This is a genomic window from Brevibacterium sp. CFH 10365 (assembly GCF_009299785.1).
Taxonomy (GTDB): Bacteria; Actinomycetota; Actinomycetes; order Actinomycetales; family Brevibacteriaceae; genus Brevibacterium; species Brevibacterium limosum.
Genome location: NZ_VIGO01000016.1, coordinates 15,491 through 29,077 on the forward strand (window position 1 = coordinate 15,491; position 13,587 = coordinate 29,077).

The following is a 13,587-nucleotide window of genomic DNA, read 5'->3' on the forward strand; positions in this document are numbered from 1 at the left end:
GAGAGGCTGCCGGCTGCGGCGGGTGTGAAACCGGCGGCGGAGGCGAACGAATCGGTGATCGGCATGGTCAAAAGTGTAGATAAGGGCGCGGCCTGTCGCTCACAGTGCGCTCACAGAGGCTAGTGTGGAAACGAACACCTCGGACCGGAAGACGAACGCACCTTGCGGATACGCATCGAAGGAGCACACGTGGCACCTGCCAAAGTACTGGCCTCGCGCAACACCGTCGCTGAGGTCGGACACAATGCCGTCAACAGACCTGGACCAGCCCATCTCATGCGCGCGGTCCAGCGTTTCGGTCAGCGTCTGGGCAATCAGTTCGGTGCCGCCATCACCTACTTCCTGGTACTCGCGGTCATGCCTATCGCCATGGTCGCCCTCGCGTCCATCGGCTTCGTCCTCGACATCGCGCGTCCCGAGCTCCTCCCCGAGGTGACCGAGCAGATCGAGACCTTCACGGCGGGCAACGACTCGCTGACGGAGCAGCTCGAGAGCTACCTGCTGCAGTGGCAGGCAGTGGGAATCATCGGTATTCTCACCGGCCTCTACACGGGTCAGGGGTTCATCGGCAACCTCGGCTCCGCGGTGCGGGCACAGCTGCACGACGACTTCGACGATGCCGTCCCGGAGAAGTCCTTCGTCAGCAAGGTCATCAACAACGTCGTCACGCTCATCGGCCTCATCATCGGCCTCCTGCTGGCCGTGGCACTCACGGTCGTCGGCACCGGTCTGCGGTCGATGATCGCTGACCTCCTCGGTCTCTCCGGATTCGCCGGGAGTCTGCTCTTCATCGTTCCGCTGCTGCTCACGTTCGCCGCCGCCTGGCTGATCTTCTGGTTCCTGTTCACGATGCTGCCGGAGAAGCCGGTGGACAGACAGGCGAAGAACCGCGGCTCCCTCATCGGCGCGACCGCGTTCCTCATCCTCATCAACTTCTCCACCGTGCTCGTCAACCTCTTCTCGGGAAACAAGGCCGCCGGCGTGTTCGGATCGATCATCGCGATCATGCTCACGCTCAACGTCTTCGCCCGCATCATCCTGTTCATCGCCGCGTGGATCGGCACCGCCAACCCGCCGAAGCTGAAGGAAGAGGAGCCGGACTACCGGTTCGTCGAACCCAAGGTGCAGGCGCAGAGCCTGGGCGCACTCATCACCGGTGCCGGAATCGTGGCACTCACCCTTCTGGGCTTCAAGCGTTTCGAGGAACACCGGTCCGATCGCGAATAGTCGAGACGGTAGACTGTTGGCGCATCCGTTATAACTGACCGAGGGGACACGACCTTTGACTGACGCCACGACTGCTCGCCTGGACGATTGGGCGAAGAAGCAGACCGCCGCCGAAGAACTCATTCCGCTAGTCGGACGCCTGTACCGTGAGAACGACGTGCTGCTGACTCTGTTCGGACGGTCGCTTCTGAACAAGTCGGTGACCGGCATGATCAAGGCCCACCGCTACGCTCGCCACTTCCTCGGCGAGGAGCTCGACATCCAGATCACCCACCGGATCGTCAAGGCGCTGTCAGGACTCGACCTGGCACCGGCTCGCATCGATCTGGGCCGCCTCATCGAGAAGCTCGATGATCCGACCGACGATGTCGATGCCTTCCTCGCCGCCGAACTCGCCGAGGTCGTTCAGTCGCAGTCCGGCAAGGGCGAGGTCCGCGACGTCGTCCTCTACGGCTTCGGTCGCATCGGTCGCCTGCTAGCCCGCATCCTCATCGACCGTGCCGGGGGAACCGGTATGCGCCTGCGCGCGATCGTCGTGCGCCGCAATGGCGACAACGACATCGTCAAGCGTGCCTCCCTGCTGCGCCGCGATTCTGTGCATGGTGCCTTCGAAGGCAGCATCGTCGTCGACGAAGAGAACAGCACCATCCAGGCCAACGGCACCCTCATCCAGGTCATCTACTCGAATGACCCTTCGGAGGTCGACTACACCGCCTATGGCATCGACGACGCAGTCATCGTCGACAACACCGGCAAGTGGCGTGACGACGAGGGCCTGTCCAAGCACCTCGCCTGCCCCGGTGCCTCGAAGGTCCTGCTCACGGCTCCCGGCAAGGGCGATGTCAAGAACATCGTCTTCGGAGTCAACGACGACGCGATCCTCGACACCGACACGGTCGTCTCGGCCGCATCTTGCACGACGAATGCGATCACCCCGGTGCTCAAGGCCATCAACGACAAGTTCGGTGTCCGCAACGGCCATGTCGAGACGGTCCACTCGTTCACCAACGACCAGAACCTCATCGACAACTTCCACAAGGGCTCCCGCCGCGGCCGCGCTGCCGGACTGAACATGGTCCTCACCGAGACCGGTGCCGCCAAGGCCGTCGCCAAGGCTCTGCCGGAGCTGGCCGGGAAGCTCTCGGGCAATGCGATCCGCGTGCCCACCCCGAACGTGTCGATGGCGATCCTCAACCTCAACCTCGAGAACGCCACCACCGTCGACGAGCTCAACACTTTCCTGCGCGAAGTGTCGATGCATTCGCCGCTGCGCAACCAGGTCGACTACGTCACCTCCCCCGAACTCGTGTCCACCGACCTCGTCGGCTCCAAGCGCGCCGGTGTCGTCGACGGTCTGGCCACGATCGTCGATGAGGACCGCGTCGTCGTCTACGTCTGGTACGACAACGAGTTCGGCTACTCCTGCCAGGTCGTGCGCTGTGTGGCGAAGATGGCCGACGTCGACGTTCCGGCCTTCCCCTGATACCGCCGAGGCGGCTCACCGAATCCTGAGATGATTCCCCGGTGAGACGCTGAAGGACATTTGCGTTTCGGCCCACTTTCGGCTGAGCAGCCCAGTTCCAAACTTGGGCTATTCAGCCGAGAGTGGGCCGTTTCCGTAGGTGCCCCGAAAGTGTGCAGTTTCCGTAGGCGAATCCTCACCACACCACAAGCGTCACAACCAACCGGCAGCGTCGTCCCACCCCCATAGCGTCCCCCATAGCGTCGCATCCCGCCTCCGCCGCCATCCCAGACATATAGCGCCATACCCCACCTCTGGCGCGCCACAACGCCTCGCTGACGACAAAACCTCCCGCAGGAACGGGAGGTTTTGCAGGTTTCGGGATGGTTTGCCAGCAACGGGCAGAATTGATCACTCCGCGTTGTCGGACTCCATGGCTTCGTGCAGCCAGATCGGGGTGAAGGCTGCGAAGCGCTCTGCGAGCTCATCGTCGCTGTCGAGGATGACAGCGAGCCGGTCGTCGGCGTTGGCCAGCTCATTCGCCCAGATGGGTCCGAGGCACGCCAGCAGCAGGCAGGCGATCATGACGCCCACCGCCAGGATCGGAGTCTGGGCCCACAGCAGCACTGCGAACAGGATCCCGATCACCGCGAAGCCTGCGGCCACCGCGATTCCCGCATTTCGGGTGCGCGGTGCCTTGGCGCGGGACGGGCGGGTCGCCGCGATCGAGTCGAGGACATCCCGGTTGATCCGCGTCCAGGCGATGATCGCGCCCAGTGCGCAGACGATGCCGACCATGATGAGGCTGAACGCCGAGAAAAGCAGCACCGCATCGATGTGATCGCCTTGGGCTTGGACGGCGGCACCGAGTCCGGCGACGAGCATCGCCAGCGCCAGCGCCAGCATGCTCAGCAGACGGGCGCGGCGAACCGCGATGAGTTCGGCGACCACCCTGGCGAGGAACGCCCGCTGAGCCGCGGGATCGTCGGCCTGGCTCACCGCACGTACCCGAGTCTCTTGTCCACGGTGTGCGGGAACTGCTCTCCGGCCAGATACTGTTCGAACAGGCGGTGGAACTGCTCGGCCAGACGCATTCTCCAACCGTCGGTGTCTCCGCTCATATGCGGGGTGATGATGACATCGTCCATCGTCCACAGGGGATGCCCGGCGGGCAGCGGCTCCTCGTCGAAGACGTCGAGTCCGGCCCCGGCGATCTGCCCCTCCCGCAGCGCGGCGACGAGGGCATCGGTGTCGACGGTGTCTCCCCGTCCGACGTTGATGAATACGGCGGTGTCGTCCATGGCGGCGAACACCTCGGCGCCGATGAGCCTCTCCGTCTTCTCCGTCAGCGGTGCGATGTCGATGACCCAGTCGAATCCGGCCACGTGCTCGGGCAGAGTGGCGGAGTCGATGACCTCACCGAAGTCCGCGTCGCCGCCGCGGGCGTGGGACCCGGCACCGGTGACCTCGATGTCGACTGCCCCCAGCAGCCGGGCGATCTCCCGGCCGATCGCTCCGGTGCCGACGATGAGAGCCTTGGTGCCGGCGATGTCGCGGGTCGACCGGCGGTTCCACTTCCCCTCGGCCTGGTCGGAAAGCGAACCGATCGAGTTCTTCGCGTGCATGAGGATGTAGCTCAGGACGAACTCGGCGATCGGGCGGTCGAAGGTCCCCCGTGCGTTCGTCACCGTCACCGGCGAGTCGACGAGCTCATCGAAGAGCAGCGAATCGACGCCCGCCGCGGCGGCGTGGACCCAGTCCAGACGGTCGGCGCTGCCATAGGCATCCTTGAGTGCTGTGGAGAAGAAATCCCACATCAGCAGCACATCGGTGCCGGGCAGCGCCTGGGCCAGGGTCTCCGCCTCGGCGATGCGCAGTTCGATCCCGTCCCGCTCCCCCAGATCAGTGATCAGTTCGGGGATCTCGGTCCCGGGCGAGTTGAGTATGGTCAGTACCGTCATTCCTCGGCTCCTCCAGCAGTGGGCTTTCTGCCACACTAACCGATGAGGACCCGGCGGGGGCGGATACCGACGCGGACGTGACCACAGCGTTCTCTGCTCCGACGTCGACGCTCTCCCGCTGAGCCGGTTCGTTCTTCAGCGTCTGCGCCAGCGGCGTGTTGGGCAGGAAGCAGAGGAAGACGAAGCCGAGCACGGCCAGCGGTGCCACCCACAGGAACAGTGGGACGAGGGCGTCGTTGTAGGAGGTGATGATGAGAGAGTGCAGCGGCTCCGGCAGCTTCGACACGATCTCCGGGGTCAGCCCCGTCGAGGAGACCTTCGGCATGTGGCCGTTCGGGGCCGCCTTCGCGATCTCCGTGATTCCGGACTTGATGTTGTCCATGAGTCGTTGGGTGAACACCGATCCGATGAAGGCCATGCCCAGGGTGGCACCGACCTGGCGGAAGTAGTTGTTCGATGCCGTCGCCGTGCCGACCATGGACACCGGGAAGGCGTTCTGGACGACGAGGACGAGAGTCTGCATGCTCAGGCCCAGTCCGAGTCCGAGCAGCGCCAGACAGCCGATGGTCTCCCACGCCGAGCTCTCGGCCTTCAGCTGGGAGAGCAGGACGAGCGAGGCGGCCATGATGAGGATGCCGGTCAGCGGGTACTTCTTGTACTTGCCGGTGCGGGAGACGATGAACCCGACCAGGGTCGAGGACACGAGCATGGTGCCCATCATCGGCACCATCATCAGGCCTGCGACTGTGGCGTCGATTCCGTGGACCATCTGCAGGTAGGTGGGCATATAGGAGAGCACACCGAACATGCCGATGCCGACGAAGAGACCGGCGATCGTGCACAGCAGGAAGTCGCGGTTGGTGAACAGGTGCATCGGGATGACGGGTTCGCTGACCTTGAGTTCGACGAACACGAAGGCCACGGCGGCGACGATTCCGGTGACAATGAGACCGTTGATCTGCCAGGATCCCCATTCGTAGTCGTGTCCGCCCCAGGCGGAGGTGAGCACGATGCTGGAGGTGACGACGGAGATGAGCGCCATGCCGATGACGTCGACCTTCGGGCGTGGTCCGCTGCCCCTCGCGTGCTTGGGCACCTTGAGGAACACAGCGGCGGCGACGAGGGCGATGATGCCCAGCGGGAAGTTGATGGCGAAGGCCCAGCGCCAGCCGGGCCCTTCGGTCAGCCAGCCGCCGATGAGCGGTCCGGCCACCGACGACACGGCGAAGGCCGAGCCCATGATGCCCATGTATTTGCCGCGTTCGCGGGCGGGGACGACGGAGGCGATGATCGACTGCGAGAGGATCATCATTCCGCCGCCGCCGATTCCCTGGAGCACGCGGCCGACGATCAGCGTCGACATCTCATTCGCGATGAGGGCGAAGACCGAGCCCAGCAGGAAGCAGCAGATGGCGAACATGAACAGGGGTTTGCGTCCGAACAGGTCACCGACCTTGCCGTAGACGGGCATCATGATCGTCGAGGCGAGCATGAATGCGGTCGAGACCCACAGCATCTGGTCGACGCCGTCGAGCTCGCCGACGATGGTCGGCAGGGCGGTGGCCAGCACGGTCTGGTTGAGCGAGAACATGAACATCGCGATCATCAGGCCGACGAAGAGCAGAATGATCGCCGAGGTGGCCATCGGCTCGGTCTGTGCGTCGGGTCCCGTTGCAGCTGAGTTCTTCGAGGTGGTTGCCGTCATCGTCTTCGTATCTGGTTCGTGGTTGTTTCTCATCACAGCTTTCGTCATTGCAGTCGGTCCAGTACCTTGCGGAACAGGCCCAGGGAGTCTTCGAAGATCGCTTTGGTCCCGCCCTTGTCGTCGACCGTCTCGGGATTGGCTTTGATCGTCTGTCCCGCATGGGTCAGCGGGACGCGGCAGAGTTGGGTGAGCATGCGTGCGCTGCGCCAGGCGGACTCATCGGAGGAGAACTCCTGGCCGAGGTGGCGCAGCCGCTCGAGCACATGTCCGGTGACGATCTCTTCGAGTGCTTCGGCCCGGTCGAAGCTCTTGCTCACGAGTTCCGGGTAGAGGGCGAAGAGGCGGCGGCGCCGGGCCGGCAGTTTGGGATCGACGGAGCCGATGAGCAGCGCTTCGCGGACGAAGCGCGCCGTGTCTTCGGCCAATGTGTCGAGTCCGGCGGGGCTGTGGACGTAGTCGAAGGCGAGACCCTCGTCGACGCTGACCTCGGATCCGAGGCCGACGATCGCGTCCTCTTTCGTCTCGAAGTAATTGAAGAAGGTGCGCGTGGACACTCCTGCGTCAGCGGCGATGGTCGCCACCGTCGCGCAGGACAGGCCGTCTTCGAGGACACGGGTGATCGCCGCCTCATGGAGGGCGTTGCGGGTCAGCCGTGCCTTCTTCGAGCGCAGGGTTTCTTCAACGGGCATAGGTACATTTTGCACCACATGCAAACTTTCACCAACTGCAAATATGCAATTGTGCACTATTTCACTGTGTGCAGTGTTCTACATGAGCATCTTCAGCCGCGCCCGGTGCTGCTCGAGAGTCTGCAGCTGACCGAGCAGCGCGGCCTGCCCGGCTCCGTCGACGGTGTCCTGGCGCTGCAGGCGGGAGTGGAGCTCCTTGGCGATGCGTTCGAGGTCGTAGTCGAAGAGTCGGGCGACGATTCCGCGGGCGAACCGGTCGATCCCGGTTCCCTCGATCACCGGCAGCGGCGTCACGAGCAGCTGGGCCACATAGGGTTTGAGATCCTCGGCGCTGGCCTCGAGGACGCGTTCGGCCCATTTCGACTGGACGGCACCGGCCGCACCCAAACCGCCGGCCTGTTTGACCGCTTCCTGGATCCGTCGGTAGCCGGGGTGCTCGAAGGCCTTCGCGGACAGCGAGTCGAAGAGCTTCGCATTCACGACCTCGGGATGCTGGAGGGCGACCATGAGCACGCCCTTCTCCGTCTTCAGCCGGGCAGGGCTGATCGGGGCCGAGAGGTTCGAGACGTCGGGCCGTTCTTCGTAGACGTATTCGATCCTGCGCTCATCGGAGATCTCCCCCGCCGAGGCGGCGGCCGGCTCCGGTGCCGCCTCAGCGGGTGCCTGTGCTGCGGGCGGAGGCGGTGGTGCGCCCCGGAAGTTCTGCGCAGGTGCGGGAGGCGGACCGTCGCGGAACCCGGGCCGGTTGGTCGCCTGGTCCCGGTGGTTCTGCTTCGGTTGGCGGGCGGCGGTGCGAACGGCGGCCTCCACCTCGTCGATGTCGACGCCGATGCGGCCGGCGACGAAGCGATAGTAGTGGGAGAGGCTGTTGCGGTCGCGGATGTCGGTGAGCACCTCGGCGGCGGCCTTCACCGCAGAGATCCGCCCTTCGACCGTGTCGAGGTCGAAGCGGGAGACCGCAGTGGTGATGACGAATTCGAAGAGCGGCTTGCACCCGTCGATGAGTTCGCGCAGGGCCGCGTCGCCCTTCTGCATGCGCAGGTCGCAGGGGTCGAGTCCGTCGGGTTCGACGGCCACGAAGGTCTGGGCGGTGAACAGGTTCTCGAATTCGAAGGCCTTGAGTGCGGCCTTCTGCCCGGCGGCGTCACCGTCGAAGGTGAAGATCACCTGCCCGGTGGGGTCGTCGCCGAGGAGACGTCGGATGATCTTCACGTGTTCGGCACCGAAGGCCGTACCGCAGGTGGCCACGGCCTGATCGACTCCGGCCAGATGGGCGGCCATGACATCGGTGTAGCCCTCGACGACGACGACGCGCTTGGTCTTCGCGATCGACTTCTTCGCCAGGTCGAGCCCATAGAGGACCTGGTTCTTGTGATAGAGCGCGGTCTCCGGAGTGTTGAGGTACTTCGGCCCCTTGTCATCGTCATAGAGCCGGCGGGCACCGAAGCCGATGGTCCGGGCCGTCATGTCCTTGATCGGCCAGATCACCCGGCCGCGGAACCGGTCGTAGATCCCGCGACCGCCTTCGCTGGCCAGACCCGCGGCGAGGATCTCCTCATCGGTGAAACCGGCCTTGCGCAGGTGCGTCGTCAGTGCGTCCCAGGACTTCGGGGCGAAGCCGAGGCCGAAGTCCCGGCTCGATTCGGCCGGGAAGCCGCGCCCGGTGAGGAACTCGCGACCGATCTGCCCGGCTTCGGACTCCAGGGCCTGTGCGAAGAAGCGCTGCGCGACCTCGTGCATCTCCAGCAGCCGCTGCCTCCGGCTCGCCTGCTCCCGGTCGGGTCCTTTCCCGTCCTCGTAGCGCAGGTGCATTCCGGCCTTGCCGGCCAGCGTCTCGACGGCCTCGACGAAGCTGAGCTGTTCGACCTTCTGCAGAAAGGTGAACACGTCTCCGGACTCACCGCAGCCGAAGCAGTGGTACATCCCGACCTGCGGGCGCACCGTGAACGACGGGGTCTTCTCGTCGTGGAAGGGGCACAGCCCCTTGAGCGATCCGATTCCCGCGGTCTTGAGGGTGACGAATTCTCCGATCACCTCGTCGATACGCGTGCGGCTGCGCAGTTCGTCGATGTCCTCGCGCTTGATGAGTCCGGCCATGGTCTAGAGCCGATCCTCCGCTCCGGCGTTGAGGTGGTGGTACAGGGCCCAAGCGGAATGGTCGGTCAGGGACGCGATCTGGTCGACGATGACACGCAGCCGGGCGGAATCATCGGCGGCCTCGGCATGATCGCCGCGGAACATCGGATCGAGCTTGTCCGGTGATTCCGAGTACCATTCCGCGAGTTCGCTGATGACGGCGGCCTGGATGTCATGGAGCCGCAGCCGATCCTCGGCGACCATCACCGTGAGTGTGGCCATGCCCTTGAGCACGGCGATCTCGACCATAGTCGACTCGGGCACGACGAGCGAGGCCGAGTACCGGGCCAGAGGCTCCCACCCGAATTCCTCACGGGTCGCGGATTCCGCGGCGCCGACGAAGCGTCCGATGAGCTGACTGGTCATGTGTTTGAGACCGGCCTGAGCACGGCGGGATCCGTCGAAGGCCTCCTTGGGCCAGTATGCGGCGGCCTGCAGGCGACCGAGTGCCTTATCCATCTCCGCGTCCGCGGTCTCCGGCAGGTACCACTGACGGGTGATGTCGAAGAGCTCTGCCCGTCGGTCCTCGGCAACGAAGTCGGCGAGGTCGAGGTGGCCTGCGACGATGGCGTCCTCGACGTCGTGGACGGAATAGGAGATGTCATCGGCCAAGTCCATGACCTGGGCTTCGATGCACCTCTTGCCGTTGTCGATGCCGTCGCGATAGAAGTCGAAGACGGCTCGGTCGTCATCGTAGACACCGAATTTGCGCACCCCGGAGTCGCGGCGACCCGCCGTGGCTTCGACCCGCGGCCATGGGTACTTCGTCAGCGCGTCGAGGCTGGCTCGAGACAGGTTGAGACCGGCCGGGCGGCCGTCGTCGGCGATGACCTTCGGTTCGATCCGGGTGACCAGGCGCAGGGTCTGCGCATTGCCTTCGAAGCCCCCGATGTCTCGGCACAGGGCATCGAGGATCGTCTCCCCGTGATGGCCGAAGGGCGGGTGCCCGAGGTCGTGGGACAGGCAGGCGGTGTCGACGATGTCGGGATCGCAGCCGAGGTAGCGGGCGAGCTCGCGTCCGACCTGGGCGACCTCGAGGGAGTGGGTGAGGCGGGTGCGGACGAAATCGTCCGTACCCGGGGAGACCACCTGGGTCTTCGCACCGAGGCGGCGCAGACCCGAGGAGTGGAGAACGCGGGCGCGGTCACGCTGGAAGGCCGAACGCCGAGGATTCTTCGCCGGTTCGCTCACCCACCGTTCCTCGTCCCACGGCGAGTAGACCGCCACGGTACCCGTCCGCACCGAGGTGTGCGGGTGAGTGTCGAAGGGCATTCTCATCCTCCTGAGATGTCGAGTTCGGCCTCCGACAGCAGCGACTTCCCGCTGGGATCGAAGATGCGGGAATCCAACCAGCCTTCGGGCAGGTGCGGCTTCTTCGGCCGGGTGGTGCGGCCGCGGGACCCTTCGGCGGCTTCTCCCGGGTACGGGGCGTTATCGTCGAGCTGGTCGAGCAGTCCGGCGAGTTCCTCCAGCGAGGACACCATGGCCAGCTGGCTGCGCAGCTCTCCCCCGACCGGGTAGCCCTTGAAGTACCAGGCGATGTGTTTGCGCAGGTCACGCACGCCGAGGAATTCGTCCTCAAAATGGTCGACGAGGTATTCGCCGTGTTTGTACACGGCCCGAGCCACCTCGGCGAGTCCGGGACGATGGCGTTCGTCGCTGCCGCCCAGGGCGTTCGCGAGATCGCCGAACAGCCACGGCCTGCCCTGACAGCCGCGACCGATGACGACCCCGTCGCAGCCGGTCTTGGCCATCATGTCCAGGGCATCCTCGGCGGCGAAGATGTCACCGTTGCCGAGCACCGGAACGGTATCGCCGAGGTGGTCCTTGAGGCGGGCGATCGCGTCCCAGTCCGCCGTCCCCGAGTAGAGGTCGGCAGCGGTGCGCCCGTGCAGGGCGACGGCGGCGACTCCGGCGTTGCGGGCGGTCTCGGCGGCGTCGAGGAACGTCGTGTGGTCGGCGTCGATGCCCTTGCGCATCTTCACGGTCACCGGCACGTCCCGGCGGGCCGCCTCGGTGACGGCTGTCGTGACGATGGATGTGAACAGGTCCTGCTTCCACGGCAGCGCGGAGCCGCCGCCCTTGCGGGTGACCTTGGGGACGGGGCAGCCGAAGTTGAGGTCGATGTGGTCGGCGCGATCCTCCTCGACGAGCATCCGCACGGCCTGACCCATGGTCACCGGGTCGACTCCGTAGAGCTGGACGGAGCGCGGGGTCTCATAGGGTTCGTGGTGGATGATGCGCATCGTCTTCGGATTGCGCTCGACCAGGGCCCGGGTGGTGACCATTTCGGTCACATAGAGTCCCGCCCCGTATTCGCGGCACAGGCGGCGGAACGCGGTGTTCGTGATCCCGGCCATGGGGGCGAGCACGACTGGGGAGGACAGCTCGATGGGCCCGATGCGCAGAGCGGTTTCGGGCTTCGGGGACGCGGATTCTGGGGCAGGGCTGATGACACTCACGCAACCATTATCCCAGTCAAGTCAAAATCGCACATTCGTCCCCTTCTCGCCGCTCGCATCTCCACCTGTTCCGTTCATCGGGGCGGCCTCGGTGCGCAGAAATTCCCGCACGTCCCATTCGGTGTCGACGGAGAGTTCGGAGGCGAGCCGATCATCGTGGGTGACGATGACCATCGCACCGCCGAATCCTTCGAGCGCGGTCACCAGCGCTTCGAGCGAGGACAGGTCGAGGTTGTTGCCGGGTTCGTCGAGGATGAGCAGCTGCGGGGCCGGGTCCTGCAGCAGTCCTGCGGCCAAGGCGACGCGGAAGCGCTCCCCTCCGGACAGGGTCTGACAGATCTGGTCGGTGCGTCCGGCGCGCAGCCCCATGGCCGCGAGCACCTCATGGACGCGGTGCGGTCTCAGGCGCGGGTTGCCCGATCGCACCGCCTCCATCACCGTGAGCTCGCCGGGCAGTCGGTACTGCTGGTCGAGGTGAGCCGCCGGTACGGAAACCGTGATGTCGAGATCGCCGAAGAGTTCGACGATCGGCGGACCGGGCGCTGCCGCAGGAGCGTCGGAGGTACCCTCCGCTGTCGCCGCGTTCGCGGCTTTCTCACTCGGTCGCGTCCGCCCGTCCGCAGCCGCCAGGATCGCCGCCAGCAGAGTCGACTTGCCTGCCCCGTTCGGTCCGGTCAGCCGAATCCTCTCCGGGCCGACGATCGTCTGCGCTCGCTCGGACCTCGCCGAGGCGGCCGTTGAGATCTCGAGGACCCGTTTGGTCGCATGGACCTGGGTGTCCGGCAGGTCGAGGCGGACGCTCGATGTCCGGCGCAGCGCGTCCTTGGCGGCGGTGAGTTCGTCCCGGGCGGCGGCTTCGTCGGCGGCTTTGTCCCCGCGTCGTTTGGCCGCTGACTTCTCGGCGAAGTGAGCCATAGCGTTGGCTGCGATCCGGGGACGACGCTTATTCAGTTTGTCCTTCGCCCCTTTCTGCTCACTGCGGGCGAGTTTCGTCTCCAGTTCGATGCGCTGTCGCTTCTCGATCGAATGGGACTTCTTCGCGTCGGTGACCTTCTGCTGCTTGGCCTCTTCTTCCGCTGCGACCATGGCTTCGTACTCGTCGAAGTTCCCGCCGTAGACGCGCAGTCGGTCGGTCATCTCGATGATCGAGTTCATATGCGTGAGCAGGGCTCGGTCGTGGGAGATGACGAGGGTGGGTCCGCGGCGTGCGGTGAGCAGAGTCCTCAGCAGTCCCCGACCGTCCCCGTCGAGGTTGTTGCTCGGTTCGTCGAGGATCAGCCAGCTGTCCCCGACCAGTGCGGCTCGGGCCAGGCCGATGCGCGTGGCCTGTCCGCCGGAGAAGCTGCTCAGGCTCCGATCGAGGTCGCTCGCGCTCAGGTGCAGGCCGAGGTCGGCCAGAGCCGCCAGGGCACGCTCCTCGATGTCCCAGTCATCGCCGATGAGGTCGAAATCGGAGCCGGTCGCGTGTCCGTCCAGAGCGCGGCGCAGCGACTGTCGGACGGATGCGATGTCCAAGGCGGAGTCGACCCGCTGGGTCGAATGCGGCAGCAGCTGATCGATGTAGACGGCGCCGTCGGCACCCGTGACGGTTCCCGCCGAGGCGCGCAGACGACCGGCGAGGATGCGGGCGAACGTCGATTTGCCGATCCCATTGTCACCGACCAGTCCGACGAGGTCAGCAGGGATGGCGGCGGTGAGCCCGGAGAAGATCTCGGTATCGTCGCCGAGTCGGAAGTCCAGTTCGGACACAGTGATTGCTGTAGACATGAGGGTCCTCATTTCGTGTACGCAGAAGCGCTGCGGGCCCGTGGCACCCGCACATCACGGCATGAGGATTCACTTCACAGCTGAGACGTCCTTCGTCGGAAATGGAACATATCCATGATCGCCGAGGCGGCTCGTCCGGTCAAGACCACCCCTTCTTACTACCTGACGGCGGCCCAGC

10 protein-coding genes are annotated in these 13,587 nt (G+C 65.3%); 2 read left to right on the forward strand and 8 right to left on the reverse strand.

Annotated features, from left to right (window positions below):
* Window positions 1-189: 189 nt before the first annotated feature.
* Window positions 190-1,227, forward strand: a complete 1,038-nt coding sequence (locus tag FHG09_RS19505) for a YhjD/YihY/BrkB family envelope integrity protein (protein WP_152349306.1) — start codon at window positions 190-192, stop codon at window positions 1,225-1,227.
* A gap of 55 nt (window positions 1,228-1,282) precedes the next feature.
* A complete protein-coding gene (locus tag FHG09_RS19510; protein ID WP_152349307.1) occupies window positions 1,283-2,710 on the forward strand; it encodes a glyceraldehyde-3-phosphate dehydrogenase in 1,428 nt (475 codons plus the stop codon).
* A gap of 390 nt (window positions 2,711-3,100) precedes the next feature.
* Here FHG09_RS19510 and FHG09_RS19515 read toward each other — a convergent pair whose 3' ends face one another.
* From FHG09_RS19515 to FHG09_RS19550, 8 genes are all read right to left on the reverse strand, one after another.
* A complete protein-coding gene (locus FHG09_RS19515) occupies window positions 3,101-3,688 on the reverse strand; it encodes a hypothetical protein (protein WP_152349308.1) in 588 nt (195 codons plus the stop codon).
* Complete coding sequence (locus FHG09_RS19520; protein ID WP_152349309.1) at window positions 3,685-4,650, reverse strand: D-2-hydroxyacid dehydrogenase; 966 nt, start codon at window positions 4,648-4,650, stop codon at window positions 3,685-3,687. Before FHG09_RS19520 ends, FHG09_RS19515 begins: the two co-directional genes overlap by 4 nt.
* On the reverse strand, window positions 4,592-6,388 hold the full coding sequence (locus FHG09_RS19525) for an MDR family MFS transporter (RefSeq protein ID WP_227492897.1): 1,797 nt from the start codon (window positions 6,386-6,388) through the stop codon (window positions 4,592-4,594). The genes FHG09_RS19520 and FHG09_RS19525 overlap by 59 nt, the downstream gene beginning before the upstream one ends.
* An 11-nt stretch (window positions 6,389-6,399) precedes the next feature.
* The gene (locus FHG09_RS19530) at window positions 6,400-7,044 is read right to left on the reverse strand and encodes a TetR/AcrR family transcriptional regulator (protein WP_152349310.1); all 645 of its coding nucleotides are present in this window, start codon (window positions 7,042-7,044) and stop codon (window positions 6,400-6,402) included.
* Window positions 7,045-7,122: 78 nt separating this feature from the next.
* A complete protein-coding gene (gene dnaG / locus FHG09_RS19535; protein WP_152349311.1) occupies window positions 7,123-9,141 on the reverse strand; it encodes a DNA primase in 2,019 nt (672 codons plus the stop codon).
* A gap of 3 nt (window positions 9,142-9,144) precedes the next feature.
* Window positions 9,145-10,452 (reverse strand): deoxyguanosinetriphosphate triphosphohydrolase, encoded by a 1,308-nt coding sequence (locus tag FHG09_RS19540; RefSeq protein WP_152349312.1) that lies wholly within the window; start codon window positions 10,450-10,452, stop codon window positions 9,145-9,147.
* Window positions 10,453-10,454: 2 nt separating this feature from the next.
* Entirely contained in the window at window positions 10,455-11,642 is a 1,188-nt protein-coding gene (dusB, locus tag FHG09_RS19545; protein WP_152349313.1) for a tRNA dihydrouridine synthase DusB, read from the reverse strand.
* 21 nt (window positions 11,643-11,663) lie between these two features.
* On the reverse strand, window positions 11,664-13,409 hold the full coding sequence (locus FHG09_RS19550) for an ATP-binding cassette domain-containing protein (protein WP_152349314.1): 1,746 nt from the start codon (window positions 13,407-13,409) through the stop codon (window positions 11,664-11,666).
* Window positions 13,410-13,587 lie beyond the last annotated feature (178 nt).